Consider the following 22,769-nt stretch of genomic DNA (forward strand, 5'->3'; position numbering starts at 1 on the left):
CTCGTTACTCGTGAAAACAATCAATCATGAGATAGTTAAAAGGGAACGGGGAAACGCCCATAATCATTATCAGACAGCCCTAGGATTTCTTTGAGAGGATGGTCAATCAACAAAAGTAGTCTACTTTATGGCTGAATAGTTAGTCAACGAAAATTTAACAAACCTTTGCTGCGACAGACTCCCAAAGTCCAGCCTGTTCTACTCCTAACTGCTCAATTGTTTCTTAATGCAAAGCATCTACGCGGGTACAACAAATTTTTCGCTACCAGCCAAACCAAAAGCAGCATGAATTACTTGCAAAGCCTTACTACCTTCGTCTTGGGCGACAACACAGCTAATTTTGATTTCTGAGGTAGCAATCATTTGAATATTGATTTGGTTGTGAGCTAGGGCTTCAAACATTTTCGCAGCCACACCTGGGTGTCCTACCATACCAGAACCCACGATACTGACTTTGGCGATCGCGCGATCGAGCACTACTTCACCCCAGCCTAATTCTGTAGCTGCTTGAGTAAGCATCTTTTGAGCATTTTCCCCATCAATGCGGGCGACAGTAAAGGCAATATCTCTGCGCGGAATTCCATCAACCACCCGACAGCGTTGGGATTGAATAATCATATCCACGCTGATATTGTGTTCTGCCAATAATCCAAATAGTTTCGCCGCCATCCCCGGACGATCTGGTACTTGGCGAATCGCCAGACGCACTTGATTCATATCCAAGGCCACGCCACGGACGGGGGGGGAAGTTGGGGACAAGGGAGAAGTTTCTTCAATATTTCTTCCTTGTTTCCTTGCTTCCTCATCCTTGGCTTCAATTTCAAAAGTTGCGCGGAGTGCAGCAACAGCGCGATCGCATTCTTCAGCCGCAACTACACAGCTGACTTTGACTTCGCTTGTAGAAATCATGTGGATGTTGACGCCTGCTTCGGACAAAGTCGCAAACATCTGGGCTGCAACGCCGGGACGCCCAATCATTCCTGCTCCGGAGATGCTGACTTTGGCAATATTTTGCTCGATCATCACCTCAGCTTCGTCGTCTTTGGCGTGATGGCTTCTTAATGCGGGAGCGATCGCTTCTGCTACTGCTTCTGCCCGCTTTAATATTGGTGTTGTCACTGTAAAAGCGATGTCGTTACTATTACCTTCGTGAATTGATTGGATAATTAAATCCACGTCTACATTTTGGCGAGCGATTTCTCCAAATAACCGGGCTGCAACCCCTGGTTTATCGGGTACGCGCAACAGAGCTACCCTTGCTTGGTCTGTATCAAACTCTACACCATCTACTGCCTTAGCAATTTCCAAATTGACGAGCGATCGCCCTTGAGGTTTAGGTGATGTCACCCAAGTACCGGGGTCATCAGTCCAGCTAGACCTAACTACTAGCGGTACGCCATAGTTCCGAGCAATTTCTACCGCACGGGGATGTAGCACTTTTGCACCCAAGCTTGCTAGTTCTAACATCTCATCACTGGTGATTTCTGCCATCAGTTGAGCTTCGGGTACTAAACGCGGATCTGTAGTCAAAATCCCTGGTACATCTGTATAAATTTCACAAAAATTTGCTCTTAATGCCGCTGCCAATGCCACCGCTGATGTATCAGAACCGCCACGCCCTAAAGTCGTGATTTCTAATTCTTCCATGCTGGATATGCCTTGAAATCCAGCTACGACAACCACTTTACCTTGACGCAGTTGACGCTCCATGCGTTCGGTTTCAATGTGCAAAATCCGTGCGCGGGTATGTTCGGCTTCGGTAACAATTCCTACTTGAGCGCCAGTCATCGAAATTGCTGGCTGTCCAATTTCCTGTAATGCCATACTCAATAAGGCAATAGTTACCTGTTCGCCAGTAGAAAGCAGCATATCCATTTCGCGGCGGCTAGGATTTGTAGAGATAGCATTAGCTAGCTTGACAAGTCCATCAGTGGTTTTACCCATCGCGGAAACCACAACTACAAGCGAATTTCCAGCTTGAACAGTCTTATAAACTCGTTGGGCAACTGCTTGAATCCGTTCGACTGAACCAACAGAGGTACCACCGTATTTCTGAACTATGAGCGACATAAATTTTCTTCAATCAATTTTGCTGCTTTCTTCAACGCCGCCAATTTGGGAAGCTTGCCATGCATTGTCAGTTATTTAGTTTACAGAATATCGCGCTCAGTCTGATAGACCCTGTGATATATGTTATCGATTAATAACAATTTTCTTTAAATTTGGTTTGCATTAAACAGACTAAATCCCGTCAAGGATATGGTCAAATTTTGGGAAACATGAAAAAGCGCCCTCCCACTTGGGAGAGCGCTTTCGATTCACAGAAAAGCTATGACTTATTGCTCAAAAGATTAGCCGTTGATAGCAGGAGCAGTCAGAGCTACAGGAGCTTGCTCGCCAGCAGCCAAATCGAGAGGGAAGTTGTGAGCGTTACGCTCGTGCATAACTTCCATACCCAGGTTAGCGCGGTTGATGATGTCAGCCCAGGTGTTCACAACACGACCAGTAGAATCAATTACAGACTGGTTGAAGTTGAAACCGTTCAAGTTGAACGCCATTGTGCTTACACCCAGCGCGGTAAACCAGATACCGACTACAGGCCATGCAGCCAAGAAGAAGTGTAGCGAACGGCTGTTGTTAAAAGAAGCGTATTGGAAGATCAAGCGACCGAAGTAACCGTGAGCCGCTACGATGTTGTAGGTTTCTTCCTCTTGACCGAACTTGTAACCGTAGTTTTGAGATTCGTTCTCGGTGGTTTCACGAACCAAAGAGGAGGTTACTAGAGAACCGTGCATTGCACTGAACAGAGAACCGCCGAAGACACCAGCTACACCTAACATGTGGAAGGGGTGCATCAGGATGTTGTGCTCTGCTTGGAACACAATCATGAAGTTGAAGGTTCCAGAGATTCCCAAGGGCATACCATCGGAGAATGAACCTTGACCGATGGGGTAAATCAAGAATACTGCGGTTGCTGCTGCTACTGGTGCAGAGAATGCTAGGCAGATCCAAGGACGCATACCCAAGCGGTAAGACAGTTCCCACTCACGACCCAGGTAGCAGAATACGCCGAGTAAGAAGTGGAAAATTACCAACTGGTAAGGGCCGCCGTTGTACAACCACTCATCCAGAGAAGCTGCTTCCCAAATCGGGTAGAAGTGTAAACCGATAGCGTTGGAGGAAGGAACAACTGCACCAGAGATGATGTTGTTTCCGTAAAGTAGTGAACCTGCTACTGGTTCGCGGATACCATCAATGTCTACTGGTGGTGCAGCGATGAAGGCAATTACGAAGCAGGTGGTTGCGGCTAGTAGGGTTGGGATCATCAGGACGCCGAACCAACCGATGTAGAGACGGTTGCTGGTGCTGGTGATCCATTCGCAGAAGCGATCCCATACGTTGGCGCTGGAGCGCTGTTGTAAGGTTGCTGTCATTGTTTTATGAATGCGTTTGTGATTTATGAATCAGACAACGTTGTGTGTCGCCTGTAAAATTACTTTACAATGCTTTACAAAAGTTTATCAAGTAATATTACTTTAGTAAAATTAATACTTGTGATGAGTTTTACTTATTTTTAAGCTAGACAGTAGTACTGCGATTTTCGAGCGCTCATTTGTATTTACAATGTAGCGATCGCACTTGCTAGATCCTGGTGGGCAATGACTGAAACGAGTAATGAATTTCGCGTGCAAACTGCGGTGCGTACCGTATGTGAGGTTGCTAAACAGCAATCAATTAAATTCGATCGAGCAATTGTTCTTGCAGACCATAGCAATTTACTCGTACATCTGCATCCAACTCCAGTGGTTGCGCGGGTAGCGACGACAACCGGAACAGTCCGCAAAGGCGATGCTTGGTTAAAACGAGAAATTGCAGTTGCAAATCATCTAGCAGCAGCAGGCGCACCTGTTATCCCGCCTAGTACACTAGTTTTACCTGGACCCTATCACCATAACGGTTTGGTATTAAGCTTTTGGGAATTTGTGCAAGAATTAGACGAGCCAGTAGACCCAACCATTGCCGGAAAAGCTTTGCGTGAATGTCACGAAGCACTGGTAGATTTCGCTGGCGAACTTCCTGTCCTTGATGCATTGTCGGAGTCTCAGGAGATTTTTTCCCAACTCCGCAGCAAGGGAGTATTCAGCCCCGTCGACGCAGATATGCTGCAACAAGTGAACGAACGATTAACAACTAAGTTTCAGCAGTTAGAGTTACCCATGCAGCCAATTCATGGCGACTCAAACCCATCAAATGTATTGAATACGACACGCGGGGTATTATGGGCTGACTGGGAAGATACATTTATTGCTCCTATCGTTTGGGACATTGCTTGTTTTGTTGCTTCATCTCGCGTCTTTGGCAAAGATGTAGAGCAAGCCAATGCAACACTCAATGGTTATGGTGTGAAGATTGATGATGAAGTCTTAGATTTATTTATTGAAGCACGTACATTTCAAACAGTTCTCTGGAACTATATTATTGGACAGCAACATCCTGACAGTTTGCAACGGTTTGAGGCGCGTTTGCAATGGTTTCGCGAACGTTATGCAAACTAATTAACAATATATCTGCACCGAAATTAGAATGAATATAAATTAAAGGCTTCCTAGGATTCTTTGATTGTCTGGCAACCAAAATCAATGACAAATATCAAGGAAATATATAAAGAAATACAAAGATATATCAAGAAGAAAATTTTTGGTAGTATTTGTAATATGAATCAAATCCTAATCATGCGTTAAATTTGTATTACGTTTTAGGGATAAGGGTGAAGCTGCCCGATATAAGAATTAACTTTTTTGGGTTGAATCAGAAGCCACAATCAGTTAACAGCAAAGCTTACCAAGATATGTACTTGTGCCGATAACGACCTGTAGACTTTCACAAATCTCATTGTGTGTTCAAATGTTATGTTGAGAGTAACGAGAAATATTTTCGGCTATGTGAATAAGCCCGTGACACCTCTCCGGATCTAAATCTCTACACTGTATTTGATTCGGGAGGATTAAATGAATTTACAAATACCTACATTTATCTCACCTAACTTTGCTCGCTTTGTTGCGTCAGAGCTAGAACCAAACTCATTAAGCAAAAAGGACATAACTAATTGCTTAAAAGCTTTGGGAATTAAAGACCCACAAATTTTAACCATGAAGTGGAAACAAGAGTTGTGGGTTCAACTACAAATTGCTGCTGTTTCTAGTTAAATTTCAAATTCAAAAATATATTTTTGCACAACAATTAGAGAAATTTTAAATTTCTCTAGGTTTAATGAATATTAGTTGTTGATTTTTGGCACAAATATGTCTTAATTATTTGTGTGGATTAGACTTTTTTGTACTTTTGATCGAGGTTGAAGCTGGAAACACAAACTGCTTGAAACTTACACATATTTAAGTAAGGCTGAAATTTAAAAATTATGTTATTATTAAATTATTGAGAAATATTTTTGGTCAAGTGACTGACTATATAGACGCCTCTCCAAATCTAAATCTCTACATTTTATTAATTCGGAGATATTCTATTATGTCAGTTTATATTGGTAATCTATCCCATGAAATTGAAGATGAGGATATCAGACAAGTCTTCTTAATGTATGGGGCTGTTAGGAAAATTTTAGTATCTACAAAGCAAAAATCAGGTGAAAAACGGGGATTTGCAGTTGTAGAAATGGAAAACGATACCGAAGAAGTAGCCGCAATTAATGGATTAAGAGGTACTGAATGGATGGGTTATAGTCTGAAAGTTAATAGAGCTAAGACCATAGTAGACGTGGCTTAGTGTATAGCTTATACTGAAGCATTTGAATGATCGTTGTGGTTACATACAACCCAAAAGAGATGCCTAAAAAAAGAAGGTGAGAACCCGATCCTAATAGATTAAGATAGTTGAGATCAATAAATCTAGCAGTGAGGAGAAATTGAAAATTAAAGCGTTGGATGTCAAAGCAGGCGATCGCATCGTTGCATACTGCAAAAATAAACGGCAAATTTGTAAGGTGAAACAAATTTTAGATCTAGGTCAGACTAATGTCACGCTCTCAGTATTCACAACTGAGCATTATCGGGGCTGCTTAGTCTCATGCGTAGTCAGGTTCCAAGGGGACGCTTTAGTTGAATTAGTAAGCTAAATATATATTATTTTTCCTATTATTCACCTGAAAGTTGATTTCTATGCCATAATAGAAGATGAGAATTAATTCGGTTAACAGCTTTTGTTTTTAGTATTGACAGGCTTTTTGTTTTTGGTATTTACAAACTTTTCTCCGAAATCTAAATCTCTACACATTTACAATTTCGGAGACAATCTATGTCAGTTTATATAGGCAATCTTTCTTACGAAGTTACAGAAGATAGTCTAAATGCAGTGTTTGCAGAATACGGTTCTGTTAAGCGGGTTCAACTACCTACCGATCGGGAAACAGGTCGTATGCGCGGCTTTGGTTTTGTAGAAATGGGTACGGATGCTGAAGAAACTGCTGCTATTGAAGCTCTTGATGGTGCAGAGTGGATGGGACGAGACCTTAAAGTAAATAAGGCTAAACCCAAGGAAGATAGAGGTGGTTCATTTGGTGGTGGTAATCGTAGCAATTACGGTGGACGTAACCGTTACTAAGCTCCACCAATTTAGGTAATTGACCTAACCCGTTAGATCAATTAATTCACTTAATATATTAGCGGCTCAGGCATTTCTGCTTGAGCCTTTTTGCTAAAAAATTTTGACTCCAATAATTTTACACCTTTGATTAAGGTAACTTTTTGGATTGATTTGTAGGTAAAATATTAAATATTCGGTGGTTATAATGTCTCCAAAAATCCTTTTTTTGGGAATTTTAGTTTAATACTGAGGAATTCAAAAATGTCTACAAATACCGAGCTAGTTTCATATATTCAAGAAAGTGAATTTGAGACTCTTTTAAGTGAAGAAAAAGTTGTTGTAGTTGACTTTACTGCTACTTGGTGTGGCCCTTGTCGCCTGATTGCTCCATTAATGGATCAACTTGCTCAAGAATACAAAAATCGTGCCAAAGTTGTTAAGGTAGATGTGGATAACAACAAACCGATGTTCAAAAAATTTGGTCTTCGCAGTATTCCAGCAGTTTTAATTTTCAAAGATGCTGAGTTAGTAGAAACTATCGTCGGAGTTTCTCCTTACGAGCAATTCAGCAGTGCTGTTTCTAAGCTTCTTTAGCTTGTTTTTAAAAGATTCCTAATTCTCCCATTCTTTTGGGAGTTATTAAGCATAATTTCATTACACCTGAAAATTCTCTTCCACACACATATCTACACAATACTAGGTGTAGTAACCATGAACCCAGAAGCCAAACACATTGTTAGCGAACTCAGGCGTGAATTTTACTCTCTGTTCGCTGCTGCAATGAAGACGCCAGTGAGCATAAGTAGTACATGCTATAGTAGTAATTCTCCTATTGCATCTTGGATAGATAATAGACAAAAACTGAATTATGTAAATATATACGCTTATACAGCACCCGACGAATTTAACCCATTGCGCCCATTCATTCTGCGGTTAGCTATTAACAAAAGCGCTCTTCAATTTATGATGGGAAAAAAGTTGCAAAAATCCCAAGAACTTAATGTGAGATGGAACTTCGAGTTAACTGTATTGCCAAGAGAAATTTTAGATTTTCTTCCTTGGATAGTTAGCTTAGTTGAAGCACGCGATCGCGTTTCTCCCTCGCTATTACAGTCGCCACCCCATCCATTTGAATTAAAAGTACCAGCAAGCGGATTATATAATAACGTATGGACTCTTGAAGCTTGCCTACTTACAAAAATCATGCAGCCAGTATTTTAGTTAATTTTCTCAAAAACAAACAAAACTGATTATTGCTGCAAGTTTTCTGTGCTGACATCTCTATTAACATCTACTGAGCCATTTGTATCAACACTTAGTGCTTCTTTTGTAAAATACTTTAAAGTTGAAGCTAAAGCTAGTTGAGAAGCTACTTGATAGGCTACCTCTTTCGAGATTTCTTGGTTTTGAGTTAACAATTCAACAAAGCTTTCAAAATCACGCATCACACAATATCTGTGTAATGCAGATTTCTTGTCTATGAGATTAAATTTTTCGTCAATCTTCGCTTTTGCTTCTTGTTCTGCCTCAGCAATTGAATTGACAAACCCGCCATTATGACATAACTCACCAAAAATTTTATAGTAATAAGCCTTTCTGCTTAGTAATTCCTCTTCAATGTGAATGGAATGAAACTTATATTCAATTTTGTATTTTTTAGATTCCATAAATATATGACATCACATGATTAACTCAAAATAATGTTGAATTTGTAGGATTTTTTGGTTAAGCGCTCCAACTATAACCTTATACCCCCACATTGCTGGTGTAGGGGATTTGTGAGTATTATCATCTTAAAGTTGCAATTTCTCATCTAATTCTGGAGTAGTTATCAGGATAAAGAGATGCTGCAACAGCTTAGACTTATTTGCGGAAACGTCTTTTACTTTGTCTGTGTCTTGCAACTTCTTTACGCTTACGTTTTTGCTCTGGCGTTTCAAAATGACGATTTTTCTTCATATCTGGAAAAATACCAGCCTGGGAAACTTTTCGCTTAAAACGACGCAAGGCTGATTCAATTCCTTCACGATCGTCTACTATTATTTGAGTCATTCTATGTCCTTACTATAAGTAGTATTGCTTAGTGTGAAGCCATCTAGTAAATTTGAGAAAAAAAGGACAGACTCATTCTCTGCCCTGAAGACGTTAGAGTTTAAATTTCTGAAGTTCAAAGTTTAGTAGCGGTTCCGAAAGCCAGAGTTATTTCGGTTCCCGCCAAATGAGCCTCTATCTTCTCTAGGCCTAGCTTTGTTCACTTTCAAATTACGTCCCATCCACTCAGCACCATCAAGAGCTTCAATGGCAGCATTTTCTTCTGAATCTGTACCCATTTCTACAAAAGCAAAGCCACGCACCCGGCCTGTTTCACGGTCAGTGGGTAGTGAAACCTGCTTTACAGAACCATATTTTGCAAAAACAGTATTTAGAGTCTCTTGTGTAACTTCATATGAGAGGTTGCCTACGTAAAGCGACATAAATTGTTTCCAAAATTAAAATTGTGTGGAGATTTAAATTTCGGAAACAAGCCTGTCAATAACAAAGAGTAAAAGCCTGTTAATAATAAAAACAAAATTTGTGTCCGATTTTTATTCTCATCTTCAACCTTAACACGATATTCAGTCACTCTACAGAATATCTTTCTAAGGTCTGAGTGGCAGATTGTACAAGGATATTTTTGTATTCATCCCTTAATTTTAGACGAAATATAGTGAAACTTCGCTATATCGCTTATGTACGCATAAAGTATTTGTGAGGCTTTCTTGTTGGATGAGGGCGATGTTAAAGCATTTCACTCATAAAAATTGCCTTAATTCCTACCTTATTTATTGAAACAATCTTAATAAAAAATAAATAAGTTAGATGTAAGCAATAATTCTAAAATTGAAAAATAATATTATGACAAATCAAAAAATAATTTGACTGGGGAAAATAAATTAATAAATCTGTGCTAATCTAAAAACAGGAATCAAAAGTATGAATGCAAAAAGACTTCAAGACAATATTGAGGTAAACTCGATAAAGTCCTTTTGCTCTGGTAAGTCCGCTTCAATATCGTTATACTTTTTAGTAACGATAAACAAAAGCCAGATCGGTAAGATAAACACCTCAGTAAGAGCTTGAAGTCAATCATAACTTGCTTAGGTAATAGCCAAGTAATGTTTGGCTATACTAGTTAGTTAAACCACCAGAAGTAATTACTCTTAGAGTCTAAGGAGAAAGACTCTTAGTACATCCTGGCAATCCGAAATAAATTAGAACGGTTACTGAACTTGGTAGAAGCAATATTAACTCTTTTTCATTGCTCTCTCTATGTTCTGGCGACTGCTTACTGTGGAAATGAAAACTTTCAGCAGAGTAGATACTGTTCCGCAAAATTAAGGAATTTAACTAGGTTGTCAAAATTCACTAATATACTGCCTAAACCATAGTGTTAAAGGTTGTAAATGCAGAGATTTATCTTGTAATTAAGGGCTGATTTCGCTGCATTAAGAGCGATAGGATGAAGTGTTGTTGAGAAATAACTGGCAGAAATCCTAAAAAGCGATCGCGCGGTATTTCCAAATATCAAAGTTTGGGTTAACTATGGCGTAAGCAACATAGGAAAGTTGTAGTAACCATTAAGAGTAAATTGCAATTTTGGTTGGTTGGGCGCAGGACAAAAATCCTGTACAGGTTGAAATTGCTACTGTAAAAACTCTAAAGGCTTGAGCAACCGATGGGGATTTAGTTACAACAACCTACAATGCTTATACCAAAGTTTTTCAAGCTTCAGTTAGCAACAGCAGACAGATATTTCTCCTAATATCAAATCCCAGCAAACCTATCCAATGGAAAGCTTGGGAGAGTCATCTTTGCAATATTTCAGCAAACACAAATCAAATCCTCGTCTATGCAACCTTTTACTGTTTCTGCCAGGTGTGTTTGTTGGCAAACTCCATGTACCAACACTATCAAGAGTTAAGTTTCAGGTAAACCTTCACTTCCATCGACCAATTAATTCTAGGAAACACAAACCATGTCTATCGATAGCAAAATCAGACAAATAGCTTTCTACGGTAAAGGTGGTATTGGTAAGTCTACTACCTCTCAAAATACTCTGGCAGCTATGGCAGAAATGGGTCAACGCATCCTAATTGTTGGTTGCGATCCTAAAGCTGACTCGACTCGTTTAATGTTGCACAGTAAAGCTCAAACCACCGTTTTGCACTTGGCTGCTGAACGTGGTGCAGTAGAAGATTTAGAATTAGAAGAAGTCATGCTGACTGGCTTCCGCGGTGTTAAGTGCGTAGAGTCTGGTGGCCCAGAACCAGGTGTAGGTTGTGCTGGTCGCGGTATCATCACCGCCATTAACTTCTTAGAAGAAAACGGCGCTTACCAAGATGTTGACTTTGTATCTTACGACGTATTAGGTGACGTTGTTTGCGGTGGTTTTGCTATGCCTATCCGTGAAAACAAAGCACAAGAAATTTACATCGTTACCTCTGGCGAAATGATGGCGATGTATGCTGCTAACAACATCGCTCGCGGTATTTTGAAATATGCACACACTGGTGGTGTACGTTTGGGTGGTTTGATTTGTAATAGCCGGAACGTTGACAGAGAAATCGAATTGATCGAAACTCTGGCAAAACGCTTGAACACCCAAATGATTCACTACGTACCTCGCGACAATATTGTTCAACACGCTGAGTTGCGCCGGATGACTGTTAATGAGTACGCACCAGATAGCAACCAATCTAACGAATACCGCATATTAGCTAACAAGATTATCAACAACCAAAATCTTCAAATTCCTACACCAATTGAAATGGAAGAACTAGAAGAGTTATTGATTGAATTCGGTATTCTCGAAAGCGAAGAAAATGCGGCGAAAATGATTGGTCAGCCTGCCCAAAGCACTACAAAGTAAATAATGTGATAGGGTGGGTTACTTCTCACCCTTCCTTAATTTGTGTCAGGTGTAGAACACCAGAGTTTGCTACCTATTGATGGGTAGCAATTAACATATTCTAATTTCCGCAATAACAGCTGATTAAAACTTCTACGTATCATCAGCCATAATCATTGATGGTTGTTGGCTAAATCTGGGAAATAAGTAATTATCCACTACCGCCTGACATATGCATATGTTACATTAAGTAGTGGAATAGTAATACATAAGCCAAGCTATGGTTTGGGTTCAGTATACCCGACTGGTGCGCCAACCGCTGGATTGAGCGTATACCGCCGAGCAATGCATCACTACTCCATCGTTTGATTAGCTCAGTGGAAGAGCAGCCGAAGCGATCGGTTGGACGTAGGTTCGAGTCCTACATCAAACTCCCGGAAGTTAGCTCATTGGTAGAGCGATCGACTCATAATCGATTGGTTACAGGTTCGATTCCTGTACTTTCGACCAACATTTGTCTAGGGAAAAAGGCAAATTCGCAGAATAGAGCAGCCTGGTAGCTCGTTGGACTGAGAATCCAAATGTCAGTGGTTCAAATCCACTTTCTGTCACCACAAACCCTGTCCGGGTCAAAAGACACTACTCTGTCACAGTAGCCAATTTAACTTTCATCAAAACTCTGTGATGTAGGTGCTTACTACTGCGATCGCAATGCGATTTCAGTAGTAACAGTAAAGAAGCTAGCGCAAATGCATGGCTCCCTAACTTGAGTATGTCCCTTCCTTTGACATATCCGGTTTTCTGGAAATGGCAAAGCGAACGGCATATCTGAGTGTTATTTTCTTTCTTTAAATTGCCCTAACTGGGGTAATTGGGGAAGAATTAGCAATCTTAATCCAGTTCTGGAGATGTATTTGTCCGCAACTGAACTGCCAACACCTGCATTTGCAGAGTTTTAAAATGGACTTAGCGATCGCAAGTTGATAAATATTTTAATTAGGATGTTTCAATAGATTGGAAAAATCAACATCAAGTTAAACTCAAGCAAAGCCCGCTTCTTCAAGATTCGCCAACAAATCCTGCAATTACCAACGCGCGATCGCAGTTAATGAGAATTATGTTCTGAAAGTTGATGGGATGGGAACTATAGGTAATAAGTATACCTAAAATTTCACAGTAAAGTCTATCATGCCCTATCAACTATTGCGTAATTTGTTCAAAGTTAGGCAAGACAAATCTGCGCCGCAAAATAAACTGCCTAATCTAAGAACACCACTAATTTTGATTGGTTCTACCTTAGCAATAGGTGTGGTTGGCATTACTAGCTACTTGGTAGCCAAAAAGCTAATTATTGAACAACTTCAAGACAAAGCATTGCTTCAGGTTCGTCAAGGAACGGATGAAATCGATCAATGGTTAGCAATTTGCTCTATTGAAATTCAAACTATTGCTAATACAGATGTAGCGCGTTCTTTAAATTGGGCAGTTATTCAACCATATTTAAACGCAGAAATTCAGCGAACTAATGAATTTTACAAAATCGCACTATCGCTGCCTAACGGTTCCTATTACAACACTGAGATAGGCAAAACCAATGCCAATAATAAGGATCGGGATTTTATTCAAAAAGCAATGGCAGGACAAGTCAATATATCAGATCCATTCATTAGTCGAACTACTGGAATTCCTTCTGTAGCGATCGCGGCTCCGATTCGTCAAAGTTACGACCTTACCAGTCGTCCCATTGGAGTTGTGAACGGTAGCTTGAAGGTAGATCGAATTACTCAAGTAGTCAACAGACTGCACTACGGTAATGGTAGTTATGCATTTGCACTTAACTCTAAGGGAGAACCAATTATTCATCCCAATCCAGCGTTGATGTCAACGGAAGAAAAACCTGCTCCTAGTTTTCTAGATTCAACAGACTCTAATTTAGCAGCGCTTGCTAGTCGGATGGTAAAACAAGAACGAGGAATAGAACTTATTCCCATTGATGGAATCAACAAATATGTTGCTTATGTTCATCTCAAACAAGCGAATTGGTCAATAGCTCTGGTTATACCGCGTGAAAACATCGAATCTCAACTACAAGCGCTCAACTTACTTGCTTCTATATTGGGCGGACTGCTAGGAGTTGCAGCAATTATCGCTTGGCGACAAATACAACTATCTCAAAGAGCTAAATTGCAGGTTGTGCTGCTTAGTCAACAACAAGAAAAATTACAACAGCAAGCGCAAGAATTGGAGCAAGCTTTAAGGCAATTACAACAAACTCAAGCTCAGTTGATTCAAACTGAAAAAATGTCTAGCTTAAGTCAGTTAGTAGCAGGAGTAGCACACGAAATCAACAATCCAGTCAGTTTTATTTATAGTAATATTACTCCCGCCAATGAATATATTGATGATTTGCTCAGATTACTACAACTTTATCAATATCACTATCCCCAGCCAGTAGCAGAAATTGAAGATGAGGCAGAAGCAATTGAATTGAATTTCTTAATGCAAGACTTGCCGAAGTTGCTGAATTCTATCAAAGTTGGTGCTGAGAGAATTAAACAAATTGTGCTATCTCTCAGAAACTTCTCACGTTTAGATGAGGCAGACATGAAGTTAGTAAATATCCACGAAGGTATTGATAGTACACTCATATTTTTAGAAAGTCGCCTCAAGGATACACCAGAGCGTCCAGCAATTAAAATTATTAAAGAATATGCCGAACTACCACTAGTGGAATGCTACGCTGGAGAACTCAATCAGGTATTTATAAATCTTCTCACAAACGCAATTGATGCCATAGAAGAGACATTCGCCCTTCATCCTCTCACACCTAAAGATGAAGAAAGTAACGCTAAATCATTGATAAAGCGTCAAGGTAAAATTCGCATTCAAACTGAACTGGCTGCCGATCGACAAATAATTATTCGCATTGTTGATAATGGAGTGGGAATTCCTGAGACTTTGCAAAAACAATTATTTAATCCCTTTTTTACTACTAAACCTGTTGGGAAAGGCACAGGCTTGGGTTTATCTATTAGTTATCAGATTGTTACTGAAAAACATCAGGGTAAATTGCAGTGTAATTCTACTTTTGGTGCAGGAACAGAATTTCTCATGTCAATTCCAATAAGCCAGCAACAGCAGATTGCTGCCTAATAATTTATAATTTACGGGTTCTGTATGCCCAACGGATACGCCAAGCTTTGGATTGAGCGTATACTTTGAACGTGAACTCTCTCAAAGAGCGATCGCTAAGATTCCAACTCCTGTAGGTTCAGCACATTTCTCAATTACCCTAGGGTAGTTCAGACAGAAGTAGCGAGCTTGATGCAGTTTGAAATATGCGATCGCCGACATTTGCAGAGTTTAAAAATATATTGTAGTATTTGTATTACAAACTCTAGTAAAAGGCTACTCACTTCTTTACTAATCAGTTTCTGCTATGCCAAGCTTTGACAACCAACTCAAAACCTTTCATGCTCCAAATCGCCAAGCATGGCGGGAATGGTTAGAGAAAAATCACCATAATTCTATTGGTGTATGGCTAATTTATTACAAAGTAAAAAGTGGTCAGCCAAGCATTCAATATAGTGAAGCAGTCAAGGAGGCGCTATGCTTTGGTTGGATTGACAGTAAAGTCAAAACCTTAGATGAGCATCGTTATATGCAAATATTTACTCCTCGCAAACCGAAGAGTGTTTGGTCAAAGTTAAATAAGCAGTATATTGAAGAACTTATTGCACAAGGTTTAATGACTGAGGCTGGTTTAAACAAAATTGCAGCAGCAAAACATAATGGTTCGTGGACTACATTAGACGCGATAGAAGCATTAATTATTCCTGATGATTTACAGCAAGCTTTAGTTGCGAATGAAACTGCAAATAAATATTTTCAAGCATTCAGCAATTCAGTCAAAAAGAATATTATTTTTTGGATTGAAAGTGCTAAACGTCCAGAAACCAGATTAAAGCGAATTGAGCAAACTGTAAATTCAGCAGCACAGAACAAAAATCCTAGGTTATAAATGTCTTTATTAAATCTGATGTTTCGGCTACAAATGCCTCAATTATTTATGCAAATTTCTATGTGGAAAACTTTCTATATCAAACCTAATGAAATTGGAATTTTATATCATCGCAGCGATTTTAAAAAAATCTTGCAGCCTGGTACTTATACTTATTTTGGTCGGTATTGGCAAGTAAAAACTTATGACCTTAACCAACCAGAAGCTAAGATTGAGAACTTAGAATTGTTGCTGCGCGATCGCACTTCCGAGTTACAGCAATACCTCGTAGTTGTCCGCACAGGATTCAATCAAGCGGCTTTAGTGCGCTTGGGTCAAACTTGGATTAGTATTGCGCCAAATCAATTACGCGCTTTTTGGCGTGGTTTTATTGAGGTAGAAACTCATCTTTTCAACTTAGAAGAAAGCTTAGAACTACCTGCTGAGTTTGTGCAACAACTACGAGGAATTGCCTTAAATGGTATCAAAAAGTTTCAAATTTCTGAGTATGAAATTGGCTTGCTATACGTGCAAGGTAACTTTGTGCGCCCCCTAGAACCAGGTGAGTACGCTTTCTGGTCTGTGAATAGGGATGTTGCTGTTCAGACTCTCAGCCGAATTTTACCCAATCCCAACTTTCCCTTGGAAGATGTTTTAATTGAGAGACATCCGGAATTTGTAGCTGCTTACTGTGAAATAGTACAATTACAGAATCAGCAAGTAGCAATTGTGCGCTATCAAGGTAAAGTGATTTCTATCTTAGCACCATGTAGTCGCAAGCTGTTCTGGCAAGGCGTTGAGGTAGAGGCAATTGACATCAGCATTGATGCTAAGTTGTCATCTCGCTTAGTTGCTGAGTTAGTTTCGGGCTTACCAGAGGCTTATACTCTCAGCCGCAATAGCCTGCATATTTGCGAAGTACCAGCACAACACGTTGGCTTGCTATACATCAATCAAGAATTTCAAACACAACTCCAGCCAGGAAAACACGCATGGTGGGCGTTTGGACGTTCTTTGCAAACGGAAGTCTTCGATTTGCGTCAGCAAACTATGGAAGTATCTGGTCAAGATATTCTCTCTAAGGATAAAGTGCCTTTGCGCTTAAATTTAACTGCTGGCTTCCGCATCCTTGACCCCGTAAGAGCGAAAAACGGTTTATCGGATATTGCTGGGTATTTATACAAAGAGTTACAGTTTGCTTTGCGCGGTGCAGTTGGCGAAAGAACTTTAGATGCCTTACTGGAGGATAAAGGCGCAATTGATAGAAGTATCTCTGACTACATTCGCCAAAAAATCGCAGACTACGGAATTGAAGTAGATTCGGTTGGGGTGAAAGATATTATTCTCCCTGGTGAAATCAAGACTATTTTAAGCAAGGTAGTGGAAGCGGAAAAAGCCGCCCAAGCGAACGTAGTCCGTCGTCGTGAAGAAACTGCTGCTACTCGCAGTATGTTAAATACTGCCAAGGTGATGGAGGACAACCCTGTCGCGTTGCGTTTGAAGGAGTTGGAAGTATTAGAGCGAATTGCAGAGAAGATTGAAAAAATTCAAGTTAATGGGAGCTTGGATAGCATTTTGACGGAGTTGATTCGGATAAATCGCTAGTAAACAGAGATGCACACAGATAAAAAGCAGCGTTTATCTTTGTGCATCTGTTGTTTTAGTCTGATTCAGATTGCGAGTTTTGCTAAACCTAAGTAACGTATCCCTTCTGGAGAGATGTCAAAACGGCAGGGTAATACTTCTAAACCAAGTGCGATCGCATCCCGCAACAACTTACCATATATAGGGTCTTTACTATCTCCTGGGGCAAACTCTGTACAATCACCTCGATTGATAAAATACAGCATGACTGCGCGACTTTTAGGTAGCAACGCCATGAGTTCGCGCAAGTGTTTTTGTCCTCTTGTGGTTTCTGTGTCGGGAAATAGTGCTAACTTACCTTCGCACCAAGTAGTATTTTTTACTTCTAAATAAATTGGGCGATCTTCATCATTTCCTGTTAAGAAAAAATCTACGCGACTTTTTTTATCTTGCCCATAAACCACTTCACCCTTAATGTGGCTATATTCACCCAACTCTGGGAACAAATATCTTGCTAAAGCTAGCTTTACTATCTGATTTGGCAAAGCAGTATTCACGCCTACCCATGTTGGATAATTATCATCTACCTGAATCAGTTCTAATGTGTAAGCTAGTTTGCGGTTAGGATTGGCACTTTTAGATAGCTGTACCGCACTACCAGCAGTAGATACTCCAGTCATCGGCCCTGTATTGGGACAGTGTGCTGTCACTATTTCACCATTCGTTAGTTGCACATCAGCAAAAAAGCGCTTGTAGCGCTTGAGTAGAATTCCAGGATATAAAGTTGGGTAGCGATAAAGCCAATCCATAATTTTGAAACTCTCCTTCATATAAAGTAAGGAGATTATTGAGAGCTAAACAAGTTTAACTCTAAAGGATTACCATTTTTACTGCGCTGTGCGTATCATTAGCAAAACAAAACCTCTTTACCATAGTGTGGCAAGTTTTGTAGTTATTTTTACAACGTTTTAATAAAAAGTAGCATACATATAGATCTTATCAGCCTCCTAAAAGAAAAAAAGTTAGGAGGATTGCAATCTGCAAGTAGGTAAATCCGATGCACACAGTTTGGGGAGTAAAGGAATTAGAATATGCCTTTCTATTTACCCTAAGAAAGGTAAATTCTATCAACTTAGAAGGTTTTAAACCGTTTTTTAATAATCTGCCTGTTGACCCTTACATCAAAGGTAATTATCGTTCTCGTCGATTATCTCGATTTACCGTTGATGGGGATAGATTAATTAAACTACCTCACGGTTATCTTTACCAAAGCAAAGATTACAATCCATTATTAGGAGATGTTAAAAGAGAATTTGCCGAATTAGATAATGCGATGGTCGAACTTGATATATTTAGAGAGCTAATTTTAGCATTTACTGATTCTTGCAAACTGCATCCAGAGGCAGAAATCGGAGTTCATCAGATTAGAACTAGCTGTTCGCCTGATAATTTGGGTAATCCTGCGCCTGAAGGTATCCATAGAGATGGTACGGATTTTATCGGAATTTTCTCTGTCGACCGAGACAATATTCAAGGCGGAGAAACACATCTATATTCTGGTAGAAAGGAAAAGCCTATTTTTAGTAAAGTTTTAAATTCAGGAGAACTTTTGTTAGTCAACGACCATGAATTTCTGCACTTTACTACTCCAATTAAACCAGAGATCAACGCTCCGGGAACAAGGGATGTTTTTGTACTCACTTCTCCTAGTTTGATTACCGATTAATTCTATTTAAAAGTAAAACTACAGATAAACACAGCAGAAAGTTCGGGCAAAGGCTTTCTCAACCAGATTTTTCAAGCCAGATAAGCTATTAGTAGTTATCTGTATTTGTACATAATTCAATCTATAAGATATGGGGAATTGAATGCAGTCATTTCCCCAGCTTTTTTATTTGGGATGGGAAATCATCTTATTGATAGCGGTTATCTGCTTACGGAAATATAGATGTAATAAATATTGCATGAAATGAAAAAGCAAGTATGCAATCGCACTGCTATCCTACAAGCTGCTCGTGCTTTATTACTACAAATCTTCTTTACCATAGTTTGGCATTTTTTGCGGTTTCTTACACAACGTTTTAATAAAAAGTATCATATAATAGATATTATCAGCCTCCTAAAAGAAAAAACTTAGGAGGATTGCAATCTGCAAGTAGGTAAATCCTATGCAAACAGTTCGAGGATTAACTGAATTAGAATATGCCTTTCTATTTACCTTAAGAAAAGTAAATTCTATAAACTTAGAAGGTTTTAAACCATTTTTTAACAATCTGCCTGTTGACCCTTACATTAAAGGTAATTATCGCTCTCGTCGATTATCTCGATTTACTGTTGTTGGGGATCGGTTGATTAAACTACCTCACGGTTATTTCTATCAAAGCAAAGATTACAATCCACTATTAGGAGATATTAAAAGAGAGTTTGCAGAATTAGATGATGCGATGCTCGAACTTGACATATTTAAAGAGCTTATTTTAGCATTTACTGATTCTTGTAAACTTCATCCAGAGGCAGAAATCGGAGTTCATCAAATTAGGATTAGCTGTTCGCCTGATAATTTAGGTAATCCTGCACCTGAAGGTATCCATAGAGATGGTACGGATTTTATCGGGATTTTCTCTGTTGCAAGAGACAATATTCAAGGTGCAGAAACACACTTGTATAAAGACAATCAGGAAGAACCAATTTTTAGTAAAATTCTCAATCCCGGAGAACTTTTGTTAGTCAATGACCATGAATTTCTGCACTTTACTACTCCGATTAAACCAGAGATAGACGCTCCGGGAACACGAGATGTTTTTGTGCTAACTTCTCCTAGTTTGCTTTCTGATTAATACTATTTAGTTTCCAAGCTGAGGTTTCGCCTCTCCTACAATTTAGTCATTCGTTTAAAACACTAAAATTGCAAAATATTCAATCTACTTGAAATATTTGACAATCTACAAGATATGGGGAATTGAATGCGGTCATTTCCCCAGCTTTTTTATTTGGGATGGGAAATAATCTGGCTGACAGCGGTTTATCCAACTTAATTGCTAAAGTCGCCATGTCAATTAATATAGCCGCAATTTTTTCAATTGAAATATCGCCTGGAATTGGAACTGTATCGAGTCCACAGCCACAAACTGCCGAATAAAGCAATAAATTAGTAATATTATAGGTTTGCTCGTTAGCTCTTGCAGCTAGTCCGATATCTTCACAAACCGGAAGCATTAAACCAGAGTACCCACAGATTTTAACTGAGACACTTTTTAAAGCACGAGTTAGCATTCCTGAAATTGCTAAAGTTCCAGGTTGACCAAACTTACCATTCATTAACTTTTCATAAGCAAAAGCAATACTGTTATTTTTATCTAGAGATGGCGAAAGAGAGGTATCAATTCCGTGATATGCAATAGCAAATTTATCGGAGATGATTTCTGCAATAGCGGCAATTTTATTTAACTCTTGTTCTAAGAGTTTATGCAGTTTTTGTTCTGCTGTTTGGATATTCCCGGCTTGGGAGAATGCTGCTGTTACTAAGTCACAGCATTCTAAACCGATAGCAAATCCTGTATCACCTTGATGGTATGATGTTGGAAAAAATGGGATTCCAGGCTGACAGTTTGCCCATGCACAAAAACGAAAGTTGCCATAGCCATTTTCACTTTCTTGAGAAATGCGTTTAATGGCTTTGGCTGATGCTAAAGCATTTTCTAAGTTAATGCCATCTACAAAATCACCAATTTTACTCGAACAGTAAATAACTGAAGTTTGTTGATTAATTTCTGGAATTAAGGCTATAGTTGATAGCTTACTGGCATAGCCAATATTGAAGAAGCTAAGATTTAAATTAAGGCAGATTTGTTCTAGGTTTTGAATTTGATTTAAAATTTCAATGTTGGATAATCCTTGAAGATATTCTTCCCAGGAATTTGTGGCTATTCTAGTTGTTTGCACTTCGTAGCCTTGTTGGGTAAATATTTCCTTTACTTGTTGATTAAATTCAGCAGCTTGTCTAATTTTTTCTGTATCTTGAGGAGATTGCAGAGAAATTCCTGTGGTGATAGTTCTGATTTTCATGGTTAAAAAATAATTGGTAAAAATTCTTCAAGAAAATATACTGAAAGAAAAAAACGAATCGCCAAGTACGCCAAGTATGCCAAGGAAGAGGAAGTTAGTCTGTGCGACTCCGCGTTTTTGCGTGAACTTGATAAATTTATACTTATCGTTTAGTTCAATGTCATTAACATAGGAAATAAGCTAGAGTCACGGTGAATACTTATATAGCCATAACTAATAAAAGCCATGAGTGATGAGTTCTATAATCGTGGGCTGGAAAAAGCTAAACAAAAAGACTACGCTGGAGCCATTGAGGAATTTAATCGTGCTTTGCAGGTGACACCTTACTTTCCCGAAGCTTATTTTCAAAGAGGGTTGGCATATTATGACTCAGGGGAAATTATCCAGGCTGTTTCCGATTATACCGAAGCTCTGAAGCTGAATCCCGAAAGTATGGAAGCTTACTATTCTCGCGCCTTAGCTAGGGTGGCGTTGAAAAATCTACCGGGTGCGTTGGAAGATGTGGAACGCGCTATTCGCCTTAATTCTAATTATGCCGCAGCTTACAGCCTTCGAGGGATAGTGCGACGCAAACAGGGGTATATTCATGATGCGATCGCTAATTTTAAAAAAGCAGCAGAATTATATCTAGCGCAAAAGGATAAGGAAAATTGTCGTCTGTGTTTGGAAAGAATTAAACAGCTACAACCACCGGATAAACCGACTGTTCAGCAATCAAATTCACCCACTGTCACCATCAAATCTGAGAAAGAATATTTTACGCAACTATTAGATAAAGCAGAAAAGGGAGATACCCGCGAGGCAATTGAAGATTTAAACTGGGTATTAAAAGCCGATCCCCAAGATGCACAAGCTTATTGCTGTCGTGGGGTGGTGCGTTGTAAAATGGGCGACTATCAAAGTGCGATCGCAGATTTTAATCAAGCACTAAAATTGAATTTTCAAGATGCTATTGTCTATCGCAACCGAGGTAAAGCCCGTTATTTGTTAGGTGATTATCAAGGTGCGATCGCAGATTTTAACACTGCACTGCAAATTCAACCCCAGGATGCTTTAGTATATGTTGCCAGAGGTAATGCTTATCGAGCAATGAGCAATTATCTGGGTGCCATTCAAGATTATTCCCAAGCACTACAAATTAATCCTGAAGATGCTCAAGCTTATTATAATCGCGGTATTGCTCATACGCTTTTAGAAGAAATGCAACAGGCAAGTGAAGATTATCAAAAAGCAGCAAGTATTTTTCTCGAAAAAGAAGACTGGGAAAATTATCAACAAGTTTTAAATAGCCTCAACAAAATTCATAAATCTCTTCCTGAAACCAAAAACCATAAATATAATCTTCTGCGTCAGCGATTGTTACGCTTAGTTGGCGGTCAGTGGGAAATTGCTCAAAGATTAATTCAGCAAAAAAAAGATTACTTTCCGCAAATGCCAGAAGAGTGGTATATGCAAAAAGTGATTACAGAATTAGAACGCGATCGCGGTAATTAATATATAGAGATTTCTGAATTAGTGAGAATCAGATACAAGAGGATAAACGCAGATAAATTTATCAGGGATTGCAGGTATAATTTTGCTGCAAAAATTTGCGATAATCAGCAGATGCGATTTTTTACTAAGTTTTTTACTACT

At 39.3% G+C, this 22,769-nt stretch carries 20 protein-coding genes and 2 tRNA genes; 15 read left to right on the forward strand and 7 right to left on the reverse strand.

Annotated elements, in window-relative coordinates; all coding sequences use genetic code 11:
• Nucleotides 1-237 precede the first annotated feature (237 nt).
• Together AACU33_RS05040 and psbA are read right to left on the reverse strand one after the other, a co-directional pair.
• A complete protein-coding gene (locus tag AACU33_RS05040) occupies nt 238-2,070 on the reverse strand; it encodes an aspartate kinase (RefSeq protein ID WP_096587331.1) in 1,833 nt (610 codons plus the stop codon).
• A 281-nt stretch (nt 2,071-2,351) separates the two neighbouring features.
• Nucleotides 2,352-3,434 carry a photosystem II q(b) protein gene (gene psbA, locus AACU33_RS05045; protein ID WP_096587332.1) on the reverse strand — a complete coding sequence of 361 codons (1,083 nt, stop codon included), beginning with the start codon at nt 3,432-3,434 and terminating at the stop codon, nt 2,352-2,354.
• A gap of 225 nt (nt 3,435-3,659) precedes the next feature.
• Between psbA and AACU33_RS05050 the strand changes: the two genes are divergently transcribed.
• From AACU33_RS05050 to AACU33_RS05075, 6 genes are all read left to right on the forward strand, one after another.
• Nucleotides 3,660-4,556, forward strand: coding sequence for a phosphotransferase enzyme family protein (locus AACU33_RS05050; RefSeq protein WP_096587333.1), 897 nt, complete (start codon nt 3,660-3,662; stop codon nt 4,554-4,556).
• A gap of 453 nt (nt 4,557-5,009) precedes the next feature.
• Nucleotides 5,010-5,207, forward strand: coding sequence for a hypothetical protein (locus tag AACU33_RS05055; RefSeq protein ID WP_096587334.1), 198 nt, complete (start codon nt 5,010-5,012; stop codon nt 5,205-5,207).
• Nucleotides 5,208-5,526: 319 nt separating this feature from the next.
• Nucleotides 5,527-5,781 carry an RNA recognition motif domain-containing protein gene (locus AACU33_RS05060; RefSeq protein ID WP_096587335.1) on the forward strand — a complete coding sequence of 85 codons (255 nt, stop codon included), beginning with the start codon at nt 5,527-5,529 and terminating at the stop codon, nt 5,779-5,781.
• A 528-nt stretch (nt 5,782-6,309) separates the two neighbouring features.
• On the forward strand, nt 6,310-6,615 hold the full coding sequence (locus AACU33_RS05065; RefSeq protein WP_096587337.1) for an RNA recognition motif domain-containing protein: 306 nt from the start codon (nt 6,310-6,312) through the stop codon (nt 6,613-6,615).
• 243 nt (nt 6,616-6,858) lie between these two features.
• The gene (gene trxA, locus AACU33_RS05070; RefSeq protein WP_096587338.1) at nt 6,859-7,191 is read left to right on the forward strand and encodes a thioredoxin; all 333 of its coding nucleotides are present in this window, start codon (nt 6,859-6,861) and stop codon (nt 7,189-7,191) included.
• Nucleotides 7,192-7,308: 117 nt separating this feature from the next.
• On the forward strand, nt 7,309-7,818 hold the full coding sequence (locus AACU33_RS05075; RefSeq protein ID WP_096587339.1) for a hypothetical protein: 510 nt from the start codon (nt 7,309-7,311) through the stop codon (nt 7,816-7,818).
• A gap of 29 nt (nt 7,819-7,847) precedes the next feature.
• Here AACU33_RS05075 and AACU33_RS05080 read toward each other — a convergent pair whose 3' ends face one another.
• The 3 genes from AACU33_RS05080 to AACU33_RS05090 all read right to left on the reverse strand — a co-directional run bounded on the left by AACU33_RS05080 (nt 7,848) and on the right by AACU33_RS05090 (nt 9,071).
• Nucleotides 7,848-8,264: a hypothetical protein gene (locus tag AACU33_RS05080; protein WP_096587340.1), complete on the reverse strand. Its 417-nt coding sequence runs from the start codon at nt 8,262-8,264 to the stop codon at nt 7,848-7,850.
• 196 nt (nt 8,265-8,460) lie between these two features.
• Nucleotides 8,461-8,649 (reverse strand): 30S ribosomal protein S21, encoded by a 189-nt coding sequence (gene rpsU / locus AACU33_RS05085; RefSeq protein WP_096587341.1) that lies wholly within the window; start codon nt 8,647-8,649, stop codon nt 8,461-8,463.
• A 122-nt stretch (nt 8,650-8,771) separates the two neighbouring features.
• Nucleotides 8,772-9,071, reverse strand: a complete 300-nt coding sequence (locus tag AACU33_RS05090; RefSeq protein ID WP_096587342.1) for an RNA recognition motif domain-containing protein — start codon at nt 9,069-9,071, stop codon at nt 8,772-8,774.
• Between the two features lie 1,541 nt (nt 9,072-10,612).
• Between AACU33_RS05090 and nifH the strand changes: the two genes are divergently transcribed.
• The 6 genes from nifH to AACU33_RS05120 all read left to right on the forward strand — a co-directional run bounded on the left by nifH (nt 10,613) and on the right by AACU33_RS05120 (nt 17,090).
• The gene (nifH, locus tag AACU33_RS05095) at nt 10,613-11,506 is read left to right on the forward strand and encodes a nitrogenase iron protein (RefSeq protein WP_096587343.1); all 894 of its coding nucleotides are present in this window, start codon (nt 10,613-10,615) and stop codon (nt 11,504-11,506) included.
• Between the two features lie 342 nt (nt 11,507-11,848).
• Nucleotides 11,849-11,918: transfer RNA gene (locus tag AACU33_RS05100), tRNA-Arg, on the forward strand.
• A 2-nt stretch (nt 11,919-11,920) separates the two neighbouring features.
• Nucleotides 11,921-11,995, forward strand: a tRNA-Met gene (locus tag AACU33_RS05105).
• A 678-nt stretch (nt 11,996-12,673) separates the two neighbouring features.
• Complete coding sequence (locus tag AACU33_RS05110) at nt 12,674-14,638, forward strand: sensor histidine kinase (protein WP_096587344.1); 1,965 nt, start codon at nt 12,674-12,676, stop codon at nt 14,636-14,638.
• Between the two features lie 286 nt (nt 14,639-14,924).
• The gene (locus AACU33_RS05115) at nt 14,925-15,506 is read left to right on the forward strand and encodes a YdeI/OmpD-associated family protein (protein WP_096587345.1); all 582 of its coding nucleotides are present in this window, start codon (nt 14,925-14,927) and stop codon (nt 15,504-15,506) included.
• 60 nt (nt 15,507-15,566) lie between these two features.
• Nucleotides 15,567-17,090: an SPFH domain-containing protein gene (locus AACU33_RS05120; protein WP_096595138.1), complete on the forward strand. Its 1,524-nt coding sequence runs from the start codon at nt 15,567-15,569 to the stop codon at nt 17,088-17,090.
• A gap of 65 nt (nt 17,091-17,155) precedes the next feature.
• Here AACU33_RS05120 and sfsA read toward each other — a convergent pair whose 3' ends face one another.
• Nucleotides 17,156-17,881: a DNA/RNA nuclease SfsA gene (sfsA, locus tag AACU33_RS05125; protein ID WP_096595139.1), complete on the reverse strand. Its 726-nt coding sequence runs from the start codon at nt 17,879-17,881 to the stop codon at nt 17,156-17,158.
• A 245-nt stretch (nt 17,882-18,126) separates the two neighbouring features.
• Here sfsA and AACU33_RS05130 point away from each other — a divergent pair, with 245 nt between their 5' ends.
• Both AACU33_RS05130 and AACU33_RS05135 read left to right on the forward strand, forming a co-directional pair.
• Complete coding sequence (locus AACU33_RS05130) at nt 18,127-18,795, forward strand: 2OG-Fe dioxygenase family protein (RefSeq protein ID WP_096587346.1); 669 nt, start codon at nt 18,127-18,129, stop codon at nt 18,793-18,795.
• Nucleotides 18,796-19,237: 442 nt separating this feature from the next.
• Nucleotides 19,238-19,906 (forward strand): 2OG-Fe dioxygenase family protein, encoded by a 669-nt coding sequence (locus tag AACU33_RS05135; protein ID WP_096587347.1) that lies wholly within the window; start codon nt 19,238-19,240, stop codon nt 19,904-19,906.
• 79 nt (nt 19,907-19,985) lie between these two features.
• On the opposite strand, the gene AACU33_RS05140 is transcribed toward AACU33_RS05135, so the two are convergent.
• Nucleotides 19,986-21,134: a DUF711 family protein gene (locus AACU33_RS05140; RefSeq protein ID WP_096587348.1), complete on the reverse strand. Its 1,149-nt coding sequence runs from the start codon at nt 21,132-21,134 to the stop codon at nt 19,986-19,988.
• Between the two features lie 225 nt (nt 21,135-21,359).
• Between AACU33_RS05140 and AACU33_RS05145 the strand changes: the two genes are divergently transcribed.
• The gene (locus AACU33_RS05145; RefSeq protein ID WP_096587349.1) at nt 21,360-22,628 is read left to right on the forward strand and encodes a tetratricopeptide repeat protein; all 1,269 of its coding nucleotides are present in this window, start codon (nt 21,360-21,362) and stop codon (nt 22,626-22,628) included.
• Nucleotides 22,629-22,769: the final 141 nt, after the last annotated feature.

Source organism: Calothrix sp. NIES-2098, from assembly GCF_963875125.1.
Taxonomy (GTDB): Bacteria; Cyanobacteriota; Cyanobacteriia; order Cyanobacteriales; family Nostocaceae; genus Aulosira.

Coding starts and splice junctions, on each gene's coding strand:
- AACU33_RS05040 (WP_096587331.1), bottom strand. CDS start 2,070: ATGTCGCTCATAGTTCAGAAATACGGTGGTACCTCTGTTGGTTCAGTC.
- psbA (WP_096587332.1), bottom strand. CDS start 3,434: ATGACAGCAACCTTACAACAGCGCTCCAGCGCCAACGTATGGGATCGC.
- AACU33_RS05050 (WP_096587333.1), top strand. CDS start 3,660: ATGACTGAAACGAGTAATGAATTTCGCGTGCAAACTGCGGTGCGTACC.
- AACU33_RS05055 (WP_096587334.1), top strand. CDS start 5,010: ATGAATTTACAAATACCTACATTTATCTCACCTAACTTTGCTCGCTTT.
- AACU33_RS05060 (WP_096587335.1), top strand. CDS start 5,527: ATGTCAGTTTATATTGGTAATCTATCCCATGAAATTGAAGATGAGGAT.
- AACU33_RS05065 (WP_096587337.1), top strand. CDS start 6,310: ATGTCAGTTTATATAGGCAATCTTTCTTACGAAGTTACAGAAGATAGT.
- trxA (WP_096587338.1), top strand. CDS start 6,859: ATGTCTACAAATACCGAGCTAGTTTCATATATTCAAGAAAGTGAATTT.
- AACU33_RS05075 (WP_096587339.1), top strand. CDS start 7,309: ATGAACCCAGAAGCCAAACACATTGTTAGCGAACTCAGGCGTGAATTT.
- AACU33_RS05080 (WP_096587340.1), bottom strand. CDS start 8,264: ATGGAATCTAAAAAATACAAAATTGAATATAAGTTTCATTCCATTCAC.
- rpsU (WP_096587341.1), bottom strand. CDS start 8,649: ATGACTCAAATAATAGTAGACGATCGTGAAGGAATTGAATCAGCCTTG.
- AACU33_RS05090 (WP_096587342.1), bottom strand. CDS start 9,071: ATGTCGCTTTACGTAGGCAACCTCTCATATGAAGTTACACAAGAGACT.
- nifH (WP_096587343.1), top strand. CDS start 10,613: ATGTCTATCGATAGCAAAATCAGACAAATAGCTTTCTACGGTAAAGGT.
- AACU33_RS05110 (WP_096587344.1), top strand. CDS start 12,674: ATGCCCTATCAACTATTGCGTAATTTGTTCAAAGTTAGGCAAGACAAA.
- AACU33_RS05115 (WP_096587345.1), top strand. CDS start 14,925: ATGCCAAGCTTTGACAACCAACTCAAAACCTTTCATGCTCCAAATCGC.
- AACU33_RS05120 (WP_096595138.1), top strand. CDS start 15,567: ATGTGGAAAACTTTCTATATCAAACCTAATGAAATTGGAATTTTATAT.
- AACU33_RS05130 (WP_096587346.1), top strand. CDS start 18,127: ATGCACACAGTTTGGGGAGTAAAGGAATTAGAATATGCCTTTCTATTT.
- AACU33_RS05135 (WP_096587347.1), top strand. CDS start 19,238: ATGCAAACAGTTCGAGGATTAACTGAATTAGAATATGCCTTTCTATTT.
- AACU33_RS05140 (WP_096587348.1), bottom strand. CDS start 21,134: ATGAAAATCAGAACTATCACCACAGGAATTTCTCTGCAATCTCCTCAA.
- AACU33_RS05145 (WP_096587349.1), top strand. CDS start 21,360: ATGAGTGATGAGTTCTATAATCGTGGGCTGGAAAAAGCTAAACAAAAA.